At 42.7% G+C, this 16,062-nt stretch carries 16 protein-coding genes; 10 read left to right on the top strand and 6 right to left on the bottom strand.

From position 1 onward, the window contains the following. Nucleotides 1-81 precede the first annotated feature (81 nt). The 4 genes from MJ612_RS15530 to MJ612_RS15515 all read left to right on the top strand — a co-directional run bounded on the left by MJ612_RS15530 (nt 82) and on the right by MJ612_RS15515 (nt 5,023). On the top strand, nt 82-1,500 hold the full coding sequence (locus MJ612_RS15530) for a TlpA disulfide reductase family protein (protein ID WP_187032453.1): 1,419 nt from the start codon (nt 82-84) through the stop codon (nt 1,498-1,500). 208 nt (nt 1,501-1,708) lie between these two features. Beyond that, entirely contained in the window at nt 1,709-2,896 is a 1,188-nt protein-coding gene (locus MJ612_RS15525; protein ID WP_187032455.1) for a baeRF7 domain-containing protein, read from the top strand. 116 nt (nt 2,897-3,012) lie between these two features. Next, nucleotides 3,013-4,035: an SPASM domain-containing protein gene (locus MJ612_RS15520; RefSeq protein WP_187032457.1), complete on the top strand. Its 1,023-nt coding sequence runs from the start codon at nt 3,013-3,015 to the stop codon at nt 4,033-4,035. A 37-nt stretch (nt 4,036-4,072) separates the two neighbouring features. Next, nucleotides 4,073-5,023 (top strand): mechanosensitive ion channel family protein, encoded by a 951-nt coding sequence (locus MJ612_RS15515; RefSeq protein WP_187032459.1) that lies wholly within the window; start codon nt 4,073-4,075, stop codon nt 5,021-5,023. Nucleotides 5,024-5,060: 37 nt separating this feature from the next. On the opposite strand, the gene MJ612_RS15510 is transcribed toward MJ612_RS15515, so the two are convergent. The 6 genes from MJ612_RS15510 to MJ612_RS15485 form a co-directional block, all read right to left on the bottom strand. Next, nucleotides 5,061-5,399 (bottom strand): hypothetical protein, encoded by a 339-nt coding sequence (locus tag MJ612_RS15510; protein WP_187032461.1) that lies wholly within the window; start codon nt 5,397-5,399, stop codon nt 5,061-5,063. Nucleotides 5,400-5,610: 211 nt separating this feature from the next. After that, nucleotides 5,611-5,802: a FeoB-associated Cys-rich membrane protein gene (locus MJ612_RS15505; RefSeq protein WP_187032463.1), complete on the bottom strand. Its 192-nt coding sequence runs from the start codon at nt 5,800-5,802 to the stop codon at nt 5,611-5,613. A 33-nt stretch (nt 5,803-5,835) separates the two neighbouring features. Then, nucleotides 5,836-6,639: an inositol monophosphatase family protein gene (locus MJ612_RS15500; RefSeq protein ID WP_187032465.1), complete on the bottom strand. Its 804-nt coding sequence runs from the start codon at nt 6,637-6,639 to the stop codon at nt 5,836-5,838. 39 nt (nt 6,640-6,678) lie between these two features. Beyond that, nucleotides 6,679-8,361 carry an apolipoprotein N-acyltransferase gene (lnt, locus tag MJ612_RS15495; protein ID WP_250419210.1) on the bottom strand — a complete coding sequence of 561 codons (1,683 nt, stop codon included), beginning with the start codon at nt 8,359-8,361 and terminating at the stop codon, nt 6,679-6,681. Next, entirely contained in the window at nt 8,327-9,013 is a 687-nt protein-coding gene (gene rsmI, locus MJ612_RS15490) for a 16S rRNA (cytidine(1402)-2'-O)-methyltransferase (RefSeq protein WP_187032467.1), read from the bottom strand. Before rsmI ends, lnt begins: the two co-directional genes overlap by 35 nt. 140 nt (nt 9,014-9,153) lie before the next feature. Further along, nucleotides 9,154-9,408: a 4a-hydroxytetrahydrobiopterin dehydratase gene (locus MJ612_RS15485; protein WP_187032469.1), complete on the bottom strand. Its 255-nt coding sequence runs from the start codon at nt 9,406-9,408 to the stop codon at nt 9,154-9,156. 132 nt (nt 9,409-9,540) lie between these two features. Between MJ612_RS15485 and MJ612_RS15480 the strand changes: the two genes are divergently transcribed. From MJ612_RS15480 to glyA, 6 genes are all read left to right on the top strand, one after another. Next, nucleotides 9,541-10,401, top strand: coding sequence for an SDR family oxidoreductase (locus MJ612_RS15480; protein ID WP_187032471.1), 861 nt, complete (start codon nt 9,541-9,543; stop codon nt 10,399-10,401). Between the two features lie 80 nt (nt 10,402-10,481). Next, nucleotides 10,482-10,793: a hypothetical protein gene (locus tag MJ612_RS15475; RefSeq protein WP_187032473.1), complete on the top strand. Its 312-nt coding sequence runs from the start codon at nt 10,482-10,484 to the stop codon at nt 10,791-10,793. Nucleotides 10,794-10,861: 68 nt separating this feature from the next. After that, nucleotides 10,862-11,086, top strand: a complete 225-nt coding sequence (locus tag MJ612_RS15470; RefSeq protein WP_187032475.1) for a hypothetical protein — start codon at nt 10,862-10,864, stop codon at nt 11,084-11,086. A gap of 91 nt (nt 11,087-11,177) precedes the next feature. Then, complete coding sequence (locus MJ612_RS15465) at nt 11,178-11,873, top strand: metallophosphoesterase family protein (protein ID WP_187032477.1); 696 nt, start codon at nt 11,178-11,180, stop codon at nt 11,871-11,873. 497 nt (nt 11,874-12,370) lie between these two features. Continuing rightward, nucleotides 12,371-14,593, top strand: coding sequence for an IPT/TIG domain-containing protein (locus tag MJ612_RS15460; protein WP_250419209.1), 2,223 nt, complete (start codon nt 12,371-12,373; stop codon nt 14,591-14,593). 170 nt (nt 14,594-14,763) lie between these two features. Further along, nucleotides 14,764-16,062, top strand: coding sequence for a serine hydroxymethyltransferase (glyA, locus tag MJ612_RS15455; RefSeq protein WP_250419208.1), 1,299 nt, complete (start codon nt 14,764-14,766; stop codon nt 16,060-16,062).

Here is a 16,062-nt window from a genome sequence, read left to right as displayed (position 1 = left end):
ATAGCTAGTAAATTGGTGTTCAGCTACATAAATCCATAAAACGGGCTTAAGTAGCTGAACATTTACTTTTACAACTTTAAAATGAAGCGAATCCAATTACTGCTGTTGCTTGCTGCTATGCTGCTGGTAAACTATACGTTTGGGCAAGGCAAAGCCATTATTACAGGTAAAATCACAAATCCACTCTCTGACGAAATCACCGTTATCACCTACCCTAACCCGCTCATCCCTGAAGAGAAAGAAATAACAGTAGAACTAACCGGCAACACATTTAAATTGGAAATACCGGTTACGGAAACTACGCTTGCTGAGCTGGTGCATGACAACGAAGTGGTGCCGGTGTACTTGGAGCCTGGCTATACTTTAAACCTGAGCTTTAACGGAGATAAATTCCTGAAGACAATAAAGTTTGAAGGCAAGGGCGCTAATGAGAACAACTACCTGGCGCAGTATACCCGCCGATTTGATGAGGTGGAAGATTACCAGGTGTTGCCTGACAACATTAAGTTGAATGAAAAGGGGTTTACCGAGTTTCTGGATTACCGCAAAAAAGACCAGCTCAAGAACCTGGAGAAGTATAGTAGTAAGAGTCCCGTATCAGAAAAATTCAAAGTATTTGCCCTGTCAGAAATAGAGTATGGCTATGCCAATGATAAAGTAACTTACCCGGCGCTGCGCCAGCGTGTAGGAGAAACCAGAAACTATGTAGCACCTTCTGCCGCATTTTATACTTTCCTGGACCAGCTGGATGTGCAAAAAGGGTTAGCTATTAGTCCGGCTTATATTTCATTCCTGCAAAACTATACTGCACACTATACCAAAGCTGCCGGACTAGCCGAAACGGATAAGCTATACTATAAAAAGAACTATACTATAGCTGCCGAAAAACTGCAAGGCAATGCTCGTCTGCTGGCCCAGGCAAATATCCTGAAACAATCTATTCAGAAAGGCCATATTGGGTATAGCGAAGAGATGCTGAAAGACTATAAGGTAAGCAGCAAGCAGCCTGAAGTTGTAGCTTACCTGGAGAAATACCTGAAAGAAAATAGCAAAAATGCACTTGGCAGCCTTGCCCCTGACTTTAAGCTGAAAAGTATAGATGGCTCTGAAGTTGCTCTAAGCGATTTTAAAGGCAAATTGGTATACCTTAACTTCTGGCAGGCAGGCTGTGGCTTATGTATGATCGAGCTGCCGCATTTGCAGGCACTTACCAAACAGCTACAGAACGAAAATATAGTGTTCTTAAATGTGGGGCTGGATGACGATGAAGAAAAATGGCGTAAAACAGTAACTACAAAGCAATTGCTGGGTACTCACCTATACCTGAAAGGTATGGATGCCGAACTGGTAAAGAGATATGATCTGAAAGAAGTGCCTGCTTATTTTCTTATTGATGAAGAAGGCCGTTTTTTAACTGTAAAAGCCCGTCGTCCAAACGACCGTGAAGCAGCCAATGATATACTGCGCCACCTGAACCAGGGGCAGGCCAGTACTAAGTAATCCGATCTCTAACCTTTTATGATAATTTACCGCCCGGTACTTTTGGTGCCGGGCGGTTTTGTTTTTGCACTATTCAAAAACCAATATTATTGTTCAAAATAACCGTTGCCGTTGCTACTGCGTAATTAAATTCCACACCTCAATAGAGTTAGAGGTGTTTTTATTGAATCGAATTATTACAGAAAACAATACTTAAAAGGCAAAGCATATGGCATTAATCCACAAAAAAGACATTGAGAAATTACTTAATGTGCAGAATAACACAAAGAATGCGCTGTGCATCTCTATTTTTATACCTACACATCGCTCCGGTCACGAAACCCTGAACGGAAACGACCAGATACTTTTTAAAAACAAAATAAGAGAAGCCAAAGCTTTATTAGCCCGACATGATGTGCCTGAAGCAGAAATTGAAAGCTACCTGAAACCTGCAGAGGACCTGTTGGCAGATGGTAACTTCTGGCGCCACCAAGCCGAAGGTTTAGCTGTATTCATTACCAAAGGTTTCTCTGCGCATTATGTATTACCGGTTACCATGCCGGATGTAGTATATGTACTGGATCAATTCTACTTTACACCAATTATTCCATTGCTTAGCCAGAATGGACGCTTCTTTATACTTTGCCTGAACCGTGAGAAGATCGGTTTTTATGAAGCAACTATGGAGAAGATGAGACCAGTTGATATCACTTCTTTTGTGCCGGAAACTATGACCAAAGCCCTTAAATTTGATGTAAAAGGCCACGACCAGGATTTCAGACACGCAACAACTACAGTTAATGGCTCTAACATTGTACACGGGCCGGGGTCCAGCAAAGGCGATGAAGAACATGAGCGCGTGCGCGAATTTATGATTGAAGTAGATAATGGCCTGCAGCAAATACTGCACGATGAGCATGTTCCGCTGGTATTGGCAGGTGTAGATCACTATTGCAGCATCTATAAAGCACACAGCAAGTATAAAAATATAGTACCGGAGAATGTGCATATCAATGAGAATGCTGATGCTACAAATGGCAATGGCCTACTCGAGAAAGCTCTGGCAGTTGTAAAACCACTGATGCAGCAAAGCCATACCGATTCACTTACCCGCTATGAGAACGTAGCAGGAACAGGGGTTACTTCTGAAGACATTGCTACCGTTGCCGCAGAGGCAGTACATGGCCGTGTAGAAACCTTATTTATTGCGCCGGGTCAACCTGTGTGGGGTAAGTATGATTCTAAAAATGCAGTGGCTGTAATACACGATGAATACCATCGCGGGGATGATGACCTGATTAACCTGGCAGCAACTAAAACCCTGGCTCAGGGTGGTAGAGTGTTTGTAAGCAGCTACAATGGCTTAAGCGAAGGAACAGAAGGCAGTGCCAATGTGAAGGCCTTGTTCAGGTACTAACAAGTATAAATTAGACTTTTAAAGTCTTAAACTATAACTTAGGGGCAGCCAACATGGTTGCCCCTTAACTTTTTCCGGTAATTGCAGCCGTTATACCTTACGCACTACTACGCTATATGAAAGTACATCTCACAGACGGTTTTAACTTTTTGTCGAAGATGACATGGAAGCGTACGTTTAATGCGGTGCAGGTGGTAAGCAGCTATTTATATTCGAAAATTACAGGTAAAGCGGTGCATTGGGGTATGCCGGTAAGTATATCTCTTGAGCCAACTACCTCCTGTAATCTGCGATGCCCTGAGTGCCCCAGCGGCCTGCGGTCCTTTACACGCCCCACCGGTATGCTTAACGAAACGCTTTACCGCCACATTATAGATCAACTGCACAGCAAACTTTTATACCTGATCTTTTACTTTCAAGGGGAGCCATACTTGCACAAACAGTTTCTGGAGATGGTGAGCTATGCCAGCAAAAAAGGGATTTATACTGCCACCTCTACCAATGCACATTATTTAGACGACGATACCGCCCGTAAGACGGTAGAATCGGGGCTGGACAGGCTTATAGTTTCGATTGACGGCACTACCCAGGAAACCTACGCCGCTTACCGCGTAGGTGGTAAACTGGATAAAGTGCTGGAGGGCACGCGTAATGTGGTGAAATGGAAAAAGGAACTGAAGTCTAAAACGCCGCATATTATGTTCCAGTACCTGGTGGTGCGTCCAAACGAACATCAGCTGGAAGATGTAAAAGTCCTTGCGAAAGATCTGGGTGTAGATGAAGTAGTGTTCAAAACCGCGCAAATTTACGATTACCAACAAGGCTCTCCTCTTATACCAACTATAGACTATTACTCGAGGTATAAAAACAACGGCAACGGCAGCTACAGCATCAAAAACAAACTGCTTAATCACTGCTGGAAAATGTGGCACTCCTGTGTAATTACCTGGGATGGACTGGTAGTGCCCTGCTGCTTCGATAAAGATGCCGAATACCAATTAGGAGACCTGAAAGAAGGACAATTTACACAGGTTTGGCGCAGCGAAAAGTATAGCAGGTTCAGGCAGGCTGTGTTGCGCTCCAGGGCAGAAGTTGACATGTGCCGCAACTGTACTGAAGGAACTAGAGTATGGGCTTAAATACCAGGTTAGTTTTCTGGTCAAATACCTCTACTTTATGAACGACATTGATAAAGCTTTAGAGCTACTGCTCAATAAGCTGGAACAATGGGGAAGGCACCTGGTGCTGATGTTGCCTAACCTGTTCCTCGCCCTTATAATCCTGATCATCACCTTTTTTGTAGCCCGTTTAATCCGCAATGGGTTAGATAGAGTAATTGCTCGCTTCTCGCATAGTCCAGCGCTTAATAACTTAATCTCTACTTTGCTGTACCTGGCCATCCTGATGGTGGGTTTCCTGCTGGTGCTTAGTGTGCTTAAGCTGGATAATGTGGTAGTGTCGTTGCTTGCCGGTGTGGGTATAGTAGGTCTGGCACTTGGTTTTGCCTTTCAGGATATCGCTGCGAACTTTATATCAGGTACTATTATAGCGGTACAAAAGCCTTTTGGAGTAGGCGATATGATCGAAACAAATGATTACTTCGGCGTAATTGAACGCATCTCGCTCAGAACTATAAATATCCGCAAAGTGACCGGAGAGTTGGTAATGTTGCCAAACAAAATGGTGTTCGAGAACCCGGTTACCAATTATTCTTATCACGGCATCCGACGCGTTGATCTGGATGTGGGCATATCGTATGGCGAAGACTTGGAGCAGGTACAGCAAATTGTTATCGAAGCCCTTCAGGATGTAAAGAACCGGGTAAAAACCCGTGACATAGAAGTGGTGTATGATGAGTTTGATGAAAGCTCAATTAACTTTAAAGCTCGTTTCTGGGTAACTTATTCCCGGCAGTTTGATTACGTGAGTGCCAAAAGCGATGCCATAATTCGAATTAAAAAGGCATTTGATGCACAAGGAGTTATCATTCCGTTCCCGGTTCGCACACTTGATTTCAACATTAAGCGTGGCGAAAGATTATCGGATCATTTAGGGGCTATTAAAGTTGCAATCAGAAAAGATAACCAAACTAGAGATTCCGGAAATGGAGTTGCCGAAAATGAGTGAATATAAAAAGCCGGTTAGTAGTAACCGGCTTTCTTTGTTATTTGTCTCTTTTATCAAGGTTCTTTCCTAAGTCTTCTACCTGCTTCAGGAAGCTGTCTACACCCGTATCGGCATAAGGACCATACGAGTTAGAGATGGTGCCTTTCAGCCCGCTGTTGGTTTCTATTGCATAAAGTATCGACATATCATCAGGGTCGCTTTCCCCTTCAAAACGATAAAAGTCTACAATGCGCACCTGATCTGGAGTAAACTCATCCTTGTTTTCCATGGTGCATAGTCTTCCTTCTCCGGATACTTTAAAATCATACTTATACCCATCCCTGCGCAGGCGGTTAAGTACATTTACCAGAGATCTTTCTTCTACTTTATCTTGCATGATATCTTTAGTTTAAATGATCTGATCCTTTCTATGTATTGCTGATTGGTTATAGAACTATACGCAAAAAGTAGCTTATGTTTTGTGAGGGGAGGGAATTTTTGCTTGCTGAAGATGCCGGAGCCAGGTATAAAGACAGATGAATTGTAAAAAAAGAAAGGCGCCACCTGTCGGGTAGCGCCTTTTGTAATTTTATAGTTGCGTTAGGTATTTATATGTTGGGTAATGTAGCCTGCTTTCGCTTTTCCATCTCCTGCTCTATTTTCTTGAAATCGATGCCACCGCAGGCGCCGCAGCCCTTTGCGCAGCCATCGGCTTTGCTACTGAATGTGCGGTACAACAAACGCACAAGGTACGCTGCGGCAATTATAAACAGAATGAGGATGATGATTTGCTGTATCATGTGCTGTTACAACTATAAGCAAGTATAAAAAGTTTACGAAACTGGTTGTTTCCAGTGCTGGGCAATGGTCTGTAGCATTTCGTTGTGTATGTTCCCGTTGCTGGCTACTATTTCTCTTCCGAAAACATAATCGCCACCAGCCGTAAATTTAGATAATTTACCGCCTGCTTCCTGCACTATAACTACACCGGCGGCTACATCCCAGGCATTCAGGTTGTACTCAAAAAAGCCTTCAAACCTACCGGCAGCTACATACGCAAGATCCAGAGCAGCAGACCCTATCCTACGCACGCCATGCGATACAGCCATAAAGCCCCCTAAAACCTGCAGGTATTGCTGCGTAAGCCCAAAGTCATAGTAAGGAAATCCGGTTGCAATCAGCGAATCTTTCAGACCTTCTGCATCAGACACCTTAATTTGTTTGTCGTTCAGGTAAGCACCATTGCCTTTGGTAGCATAAAAGCATTCATCCATCATCGGGGCATAAATCACACCCAGCACCATTTCATCGTTTTCCATCAGGCCTATACTTACTGCAAAGTGGTGCAGGCCGTGTGTAAAGTTGGTGGTGCCGTCCAGTGGGTCTATGATCCAGTTATACCTGTCGCCGCGTTCGGTTGCTGTTTCTTCTTCGGTTATAAAGCCCGCTTCAGGCAATAGTTTACGCAGGTCGTTTACCAGTTTCTCTTCAGCCTGTTTATCTACATAGGATACTAGGTTGTTAAAGCCCTTCATCTCAACTTTGGAGCGGTCGAAATCTGAAACTTCCTGTTTGATAAAGGCGCCGGCGCTACGGGCAATTATAGTTACGTTGTTGCAAAGCTGCTGCAGGTTCATAGTTTTTGTGTTTGTTGGCAAAGCTTATACTTACGCAGGTTAAGCGCGAGTCGCTACTTTAACTTCAGGCTTTTGTTTTTTTCTGTTAAGCACTGCTGCGGCTATAGCTACCACAAAAAGCAACAGGGAGAGCCACAAAGCCGAGTTGCCGATATATTCGCCGGTGCTGGTATAAAATGTTAGAGCTGTATTGGCAAGTATAGTTTGCGAAAGTGATGCCTGCACCCACCAACCTGACTTTGCTGTTATCTCGCCTTTCTGGTTAATGAAGGCTGATATACCAGTGTTGGCCGCTCTGGCTATGCTTCTACGGGTTTCGATAGCGCGTAGCGTGGCATATTGTAAATGTTGCTTATAGCCCGGCGAGTCGCTCCACCAGCCGTCGTTCGTGATCACAAAGATTAGGCTGGCCCCATTACGCACATATTCTGATACATATTCTCCATAAATAGATTCGTAACAGATAACCGGTGCAGCACCAAGAGTTGCATTTTGAGAATGTTTAAATACATCGCGTGTTTCCTGGCTTCCCTGGCTACCTACTGTTCCTCCCAGGTCTATTGCCAATGGCCCTAAAAACTTAAACAGATGCGGGTAAGGAAGTTTCTCTACACCAGGTACCAGCTTCGATTTATGGTATAGGTCAATCTCGCTGCTGCGGTTAATGTGCATGGCCGTGTTAAACGAATCGTAATAGCCAAAGCCTTCCAAGTGGCGGATAGTAGGGCTGGCATCTTTATTATCGCCATAAAAAGTATAGCTGTCTAGGCCTGTTACCAACTCAAGGTGCGGGTGGCGCTGCGTAAATTCTTTCAGATCAAGTATAGACTGGTAGTTATGCAGCTGCTCTTCCCAATAGCCATTGTCCTGGCGCAAGGCAGTTTCAGGCCATACAACAAAACGTGTATTTGGTGTTATCTTCTGCTCTGATAAGCTTATCAGGCGCTGCTGTTGCTCTTCGTAAGGTATAAAGTTGTCGTGCCCTGAGAACTTCTCTCTATAAGGGTCTATGTTTGGCTGTACCACCACTACTTCAGTTGGCGTACCTTTTTCTTCGTAAGTAGCCAGTATCCCATAAGAGATAAGTATAGGAACAATAATCAGCACTAACGGCAACCATAGTTTTTTAAGCTCGACGTGCTGCTGCGGATAAGTCCGGATAACCAGGAAAATAAGCAGGTTTACAAACAATATCCACACCGAACCCCCTAAAAAGCCGGTATATTCATACCACTGCACCCACTGGTTAAGCGTTGCAAAACCGTTACCCAGCGTAAGCCAAGGCCACGACAGATCCCAGTTCAGGTGGAACTGCTCAAAAGCTACCCAGTAAACTATAAAAGAAGTATAGCCGATTGCATTTCCCAGGTATTTGCGGGTAAAGTAATATGCCGTTAGTGGAATACACATCAGCAGGGAGTTAAGCAGCACGGCTACAATACCGCCCGGCAATGTAGAATGCATTACCCACCAGGTAGTAAACAAATTCCAGAGCAGCATGGCCAGGTAAGACCACTTAAAGAAAGTATAGCCTGGCGATTTATACTTCTGGCTTTGCACGATGTACTGCTCCATATACAGCAGCGGCACAAACCCGAAGAACAGGAAAAAGGCCAGTGGCTTTGTGGGCCATCCCAGCCAAAGTATAAGCCCGGTCAGCAGGGCCAGAAACGGAAGTATAAAAGGGCTATTTACTACCCTGTACAACAATGACGAATTCACCTTTAATTGCTTTGGTTGTAAAGATTTGTATCAGTTCGTCGAGCGTACCATTAATCGTCTCTTCGAACATTTTAGATATTTCACGTGAAACGGATGCCATGCGCTCGCCGCCAAAATATTCTTTAAACTGTGTCAGCGTTTTAAGCAGGCGGTGCGGCGACTCATAAAAGATCATGGTACGTTCTTCTTCGACCAGGCTTTGCAGGCGTGTCTGGCGTCCTTTTTTTATAGGCAAAAATCCTTCAAACGTAAACCTGTCGGTACTGAAGCCTGATTTAACCAGTGCCGGTACAAACGCAGTAGCACCAGGCAGACATTCCACCTTCAGGTCGTTTTTCAAACATTCACGTACCAGGAAAAACCCAGGATCAGAAATGCCCGGCGTTCCTGCATCCGATATCAGGGCCATCACTTCTCCGGCTTTCAGGCGATCTATAATATGCGCAGTAGCCTTGTGCTCGTTGTGCAGGTGGTGGCTGTGCATACGCTTTTCGATGCCCAGATGCTGTAAGAGTTTACCGCTGGTACGGGTATCTTCTGCCAAGATCACATCCACTTCCTTCAGTATTCTAATGGCACGCAACGTTATATCTTCCAGGTTACCAATGGGCGTAGGCACCAGGTATAGGTTTGTTTTTTCAGGTTCCTGCATGCTGTAAAGATACTATAAAATTGCGTGTTGATTGCTAACAGATAATGCCGCTATAGATGGCATATGCTCTATACCTGTAGCGCTTTTCCACAACACAAAGCCATAGTTAATGTGTTCATAAAAATAAAACACAGCAATAACTATTCTTCAGATGCAGTCATCTGGTCGTAAATTTCATCAATACGCTGGGCCAGTTTCAGGTCACGTTTGGTTACAGTGTTTCCTGCATCATGCGTGGTCAGCTCAATTTCTATTTTATTGTACACATTGCTCCACCACGGGTGATGATCCATTTCCTCGGCTACAGTGGCAACCTTTTGCATAAAATCCATGGCCTGCCTGAAATCTTTAAAAGTAAGACTGCGGCGTAATTTATTGTCTTCTTCTTTCCACATAGTTTCTAGAGTTGTATCTGCTTATACTTTATAAAGCTGGTTAATGGTAATGTGGCAACGTGATAAAAATAGCTGGCGTATAGCTTAAAATTAAATTGGTTGCAGCTATACTTACTTAAAGCTACTAAAACTATGGAAAACAAACCGAAGAAACTGCCGGCACAGAAGCAGAAATCTCAGCCTGGCAAAGAACATAAAATGACCCCTCAACCCGAGTTTATCCGGGATAACTATAAAGGCAGCGACAAATTAAAAGACAAAGTAGCACTTATTACCGGCGGCGACAGCGGAATTGGCCGGGCTGTTGCCGTTCACTTTGCCCGCGAAGGAGCCGATGTAGCTATAGTTTATCTGAATGAGGACAGAGATGCAGATGAAACAAAAGAGCTTATTGAGAAAGAAGGAAGAAGGTGTGTGTTAATTTCCGGGGACATCGGTAATGAGAAATTTTGCCAGAAGGCTGTGGAGCAAACAGTAAAAAAACTGGGTAAACTGGATATTCTGGTAAATAATGCTGCAGAGCAACATGAGCAAAGCGATTTGAAAGATATTTCAAAAGACCAGCTGCAGCGTACCTTTCAGACTAACATCTTCTCGATGTTCTATATCACCAAAGCTGCTCTGGAACATATGAAGGAAGGCAGTGCTATCATAAACTCTACTTCTGTAACCTCTTACCGTGGTAGCCACCACCTCATGGACTATGCATCCACTAAAGGTGCTATTACAGCCTTCACAAGATCTTTGTCAGCTAACCTTGCTGAGAAAAAAATTCGTGTAAACGGAGTGGCACCAGGCCCGATCTGGACACCTCTTATACCTGCCTCTTTCGATGCAAAAGAGGTAAAAGAATTCGGGCAAAATGTGCCACTGAAACGTCCTGGCCAACCTTCTGAAGTTGCTCCTGCCTACGTCTTGCTTGCTTCTGAAGATGGCTCTTACATAACAGGACAGGTAATACATGTAAATGGCGGCGAGCAGGTTGGTTCGTAGCTTTTACTCAACCATAAGTATAAAAAAGGAGTAAAAAGGGTATTGTTGCCTGACGGCAAAGACTCATAATTTTAACAAATATGGCTGATAATAAGGAAAATAACGATAACAAGAACTCGCAAAAAGGAGACATCGGGCACAACCGACCTGTGCGGGTGATAGAAGATGATACCAGCGAACTGGAAATGCGTGCAGGACATATTATACCTGGTGCAGATCCACCGAAGAACGAACATCAGCGCGGAGGTTTTGGTAACCGCGACGGCAAAGAAGGTTTTGGTAGCGATACAGCCTCCGAAGGCCCATCTGCTACCGGCGTTAACGATTTTGCCGACGATGGAACACCACCACCGGATAACATGCGCACTGAAGATGAAGGAAGAGGAACCTGATACGCAGGTTATAGTTTATACTTGCTGCAGTAGCGGCAGGAGTTTTTAAATTTAAAGAAGGAGGAAAGATGCCATCATATAAGCACACCCAACCAGGCGGTGAAAGCAAAGGTAACCCAACAGGTACCGGCCAGAGTAAAGCCGGAGCAAAACCAATTGGCCAGATAAATGATAAGTTAAAGAACAAGTACACAGAAGGTGCAGAAGAAAATCCAGCATCGACAGGTAACGTTCTTAAAAATAACGATAACCGAGGTACCAATAAACCTGATCTGGATAAAGGAAAGTACTAACGAAGTATAACTTTAAAGATAAAAATAGCACCTGCCAAAACAGGTGCTATTTTTATAAATACCTTTGCTATACTTTTCATCCCTTTATTAAATGGCCCGCTACGTTCTTACTGATATTCATGGTTGTGCACAAACGCTAAAGGCAATGGTGTGGGGTCAGTTGAAACTGCAGAAGCATGATGAACTATACATTTTGGGCGATGTGGTTAATAAAGGCCCGGACAGCAAAGGTGTAATTGATTTTATAGTTCATCTGCAGAAACAGCATTATAACGTACAGTGCCTGCGCGGCAACCATGACCAAATGCTTTTGAAAGCTGCTACGAAGGGCGAAGCAGCATTAAATCTCACTGCTACAGAAAAAGAATTAGTATTAGAAAGTTTTGGGATACGCGATTTTGAGCATTTACCCTCTAAATATATTTCCTTCCTCAATAACCTTCCTTATTACCTGGAGTTACCCGACATCTTTCTCGTTCATGCTGGCTTCGATTTTAAACAAGCAAATATTTTTAAAGATAAAGAAGCCATGCTTAATATTCGGGGCTACAAAGCAGATCCTGCCAAATTAAATAATAAGCGATTAGTACATGGGCATACCCCACTAGCTCTACATAGTATTAAAAAATCTGTAGCTCATAACGATTATGAGCTGAATTTAGACGCAGGTTGCGTATATTATAAGAACGCCAGTTATGGAAACCTCGTCACATTAGATCTGGATTCTCAGGAGCTATTTATCCAACCAAATGAAGATCGGCCTTATCCTGTCGCCCGAAAAAGTTAGTTGTGATAGCTAACATTGTTATGTTATCGGTTAAACCTTCAGAATAGCGTTATTTTAAGAAATTTTATGGTAAACCTAACATGCCATACTTAAAAGTGGGTATTTCTGAGATTGCATAAACTTTTAAATCTACAATTATATATTCAAAAACATAAGCGGCTTATTTTTTTGTACTTTTTATGTTTCATGTTGGGTTAAATATTTTTTATTGCTCTCCTTTTGAAATCAACTGATAGTTTTGAAGCATATTTTTTATGTATTTAAAGTGCTTAAATACAATAGGTTATGAATTAGTAAACTGGTCTTTATAATTCCTTGGCTATATTATGGATAATATATATTTACAATTATACTTTGGTGGGTTTGCTTTAGATTGTATAAAAAAATAGTTATAAAGAATTGCGGTGGAAAGAAATTAATTATCTTATTTTGCAACTGATTCCTTGTGCTCAAGGCGCTAACTTACAGGTATTTAATCTTGCTACTTATTTTTAACTATGGCACGTTTCTACGCTCACCCTTATAACTGGCTTATAAGAACGCTGCTTACAAAGTTTGTATTAATATTTTTAATAGGAATAAGTGCTCAGGCACAAGGCGTACCTGTTATTAATTCTTTCTCCCCCACCACAGGTCCGGTAGGCACAGAAGTAACTATTAATGGTTCTGGTTTTACTGAAGCTCATACTGTTAGTATAGGGAATGGGGCAACTTATGAGTTTACTATTGTTTCTGACTCAGAAATTAGGATCAAAGTACCATCGTTAGCATCAAATGGTGCCATCCGTGTCAGTTCTAACCAAGGTGCTGCCAGTAGCTCTACTGGCTATACAGTAGTCAATGCTCCTGCTATTACTTCTTTTTCCCCTTCTTCAGGTCCTGTAGGCACAGAAGTCACAATTATCGGTACAAACTTTTCAACAGTAACAGCTATTAGTATAGGCAGCGGTTCTACAACAAGCTTTACAAAAGTAAGCGATACAGAGATAAAAGTTACAGTACCATCGTTAGCATCAAATGGTGCCATCCGTGTCAGTTCTAACCAAGGTGCTGCCAGTAGCTCTACTGGCTATACAGTAGTCAATGCTCCTGCTATTACTTCTTTTTCCCCTTCTTCAGGTCCTGTAGGCACAGAAGTCACAATTATCGGTACAAATTTAAATTCCGTTGCTCATGTTAACATCGGCAGTGGCTGGATTGCTGCCTCTAGTTTTATTTCTGCCAGTGATACTCAAATAAAAGTGATTGTGCCTTCTACGGCTTCAACAGCTTCGCTTAGAGTTACTTCACCTTATGGACAGTTTTACTCCAGTACATTTACTGTAGTTGGTTCCCCTACTATTACTTCTTTTTCCCCTTCTTCAGGTCCTGTAGGCACAGAAGTCACAATTATCGGTACAAATTTAAATTCCGTTGCTCATGTTAACATCGGCAGTGGCTGGATTGCTGCCTCTAGTTTTATTTCTGCCAGTGATACTCAAATAAAAGTGATTGTGCCTTCTACGGCTTCAACAGCTTCGCTTAGAGTTACTTCACCTTATGGACAGTTTTACTCCAGTACATTTACTGTAGTTGGTTCCCCTACTATTACTTCTTTTTCCCCTTCTTCAGGTCCTGTAGGCACAGAAGTTACCATCACTGGTACAAATTTGAGTGTTGCTACCCATATATATGTTGGAAATGGCTGGGTACCAGCATCAAGTTTTATTTCTGCCAGTGATACTCAAATTAAGATGCTTATACCTTCAACAGCTTCTTCTGGTTCAGTGCGGGTATTGTCAAATCATGGCCAAGCCTATAGTTCTGGTATATTTACTGTTGAAGGGGGAGCTATCAATATCACATCTACCGAACTCGTATTCAATACCGGTTCTGTAGGTAGTAGTCAAGTTAAAGAATACCAGGTTAGTGGGTTAGGTCTTACTAATGGACAAGCCGTTAACATCATTCTAGATGCTGCAAGTCCTTTTACAATTTCTACCACTGCTGGTTCGGGCTTTGCAAAGTCATTAGCGTTGAACAATGTTAGCAGTAACAGGCTAAATGCTACTACTATATTTGTTAAATATACTCCAGTAACTTCTGGAGATACTCCTGATGTGATAACACATGCTCAAGGTTCGATATCGAAGTCTTTGAATTTGAGAGTAGTCACACCAATGCCTGTAGAGTTAAAATCATTTACAGCAAATGTAAAAGATGATCTGGTTGTTTTAAAGTGGAGCACTGCATCTGAAAAGGATAACTCTCACTTTGAAGTAGAAATGTCTGCCGGTTCTTTGAGTAATTTTAGAAAGATTTCTATGGTTAAGAGTAAAGTAGAAAATAGCTCAACAACAACCGATTATACCTACTCTCACTATTATAGTGGTAATGGGCAAACAGAGTATTACAGACTAAAGCAGGTGGACTTAAATGGAGCATCATCTTATAGCAGAATTATAGAGGTGAAGCCATCCTTGGCAATGAAACCATTGGTTGTAGCACCAAACCCATTAGAGGTGGATTCTAAAGCATATTTCTCAGCTAGTGCAAACGGAAAAGCTACTTTGCGTGTCACATCTATAACAGGTAAGCAAGTATATTTTGAACAAGTAGATGTTCATGTTGGAGAGAATGCTTTACAATTATCAAAGTATAGCAACCTGATGGCTGGTGTTTACATAGTTACAGTTGAACATGATGGTAAACGCGAATCGGTAAGAATAGAGAAGAAGTAAGTAAAATTTATATGAATTGAAATGCCAGGGGCTATCAATAGCTCCTGGCATTTTTGCTTTTAGCAAGATCAACAGAATTAATATATGAGTAGCGAAATCTGATCAATCCCTGATTGGCGTATATAAACTTCGTAAACATTGGTTTATTGCGGGGCATGCTTTAATTTTGGATGATTATAATTCCACCTAACACGATGCAGAAAGACACAGCTATATTTGACCTTATTGCCAAAGAAAAAGCCCGCCAAATGCATGGCATAGAACTAATTGCCTCTGAAAATTTTGTTTCGGAGCAGGTAATGCGCGCTATGGGCAGTGAAATGACTAATAAATATGCCGAAGGCTTACCGGGCAAACGCTATTATGGTGGTTGCGAAATAGTAGATCAGGCAGAGCAATTAGCCATTGACAGAGCAAAAGAATTATTTGGCGCGGAGTGGGTAAACGTACAACCACATTCTGGTGCACAGGCAAATGCGGCAGTTATGCTGGCAGTGCTTCAGCCAGGCGATAAGATTTTAGGTTTTGACCTTTCTCACGGTGGGCACCTTACCCATGGTTCACCAGTTAACTTCTCAGGTAAATTATATAAGCCATCTTTTTATGGGGTGGAGCAGGAAACCGGTTTAATTGACTTTGACAAAGTAGTAGAGACTGCAAGACGTGAGCGTCCTAAATTAATTATCTGCGGTGCTTCTGCTTACAGCCGTGACTGGGATTATAAAAAGCTTCGTGCGGCAGCCGATGAAGTAGGCGCTTTATTGATGGCAGATATTTCGCACCCTTCTGGTCTGATCGCGAAAGGATTGTTGAACAACCCATTTGAGCATTGCCATATTGTTACTACTACTACACATAAAACCTTACGTGGTCCGCGTGGTGGTATGATCATGATGGGGAAAGACTTCGAAAACCCGTTTGGTCTGAAAACACCAAAAGGCGAAACCCGAATGATGTCATCGGTACTGGATGGCGCGGTTTTCCCGGGAACGCAAGGCGGACCTTTGGAGCATGTAATTGCGGCTAAAGCTGTTGCCTATTTCGAGGCACTATCTGATGACTACTTCGGTTATGTGAAGCAGGTGCAGCAAAATGCACAGGCTATGGCGAAGGCTTTTGTGGAGCGTGGCTATAATATCATTTCTGGTGGTACAGATAACCATATGATGCTGATCGACCTGCGTTCTAAGGGCTTAACAGGAAAGTTAGCAGAGAACACATTGGTTAAAGCTGATATTACGATCAACAAGAACATGGTGCCGTTCGATGACAAGTCTCCGTTCGTAACATCAGGTATGCGTGTTGGTACAGCAGCTATCACTACACGTGGCCTAAAAGAGAATGATATGGCGCGTATTGTAGAGTTGATTGATGATGTGTTAATGAACCATGATAATGATTCTAAGATCACAACTGTACGCACTGAAATTAACACTTGGATGCAGCAGTACCCACTGTTTGCTTATTAA

It is taken from the genome of Pontibacter deserti (genome assembly GCF_023630255.1).
In the GTDB taxonomy this organism is placed as follows: Bacteria; Bacteroidota; Bacteroidia; order Cytophagales; family Hymenobacteraceae; genus Pontibacter; species Pontibacter deserti.
Note: the sequence above shows the minus strand (reverse complement) of the source record. Positions and strands in the feature narration are given on the sequence as shown.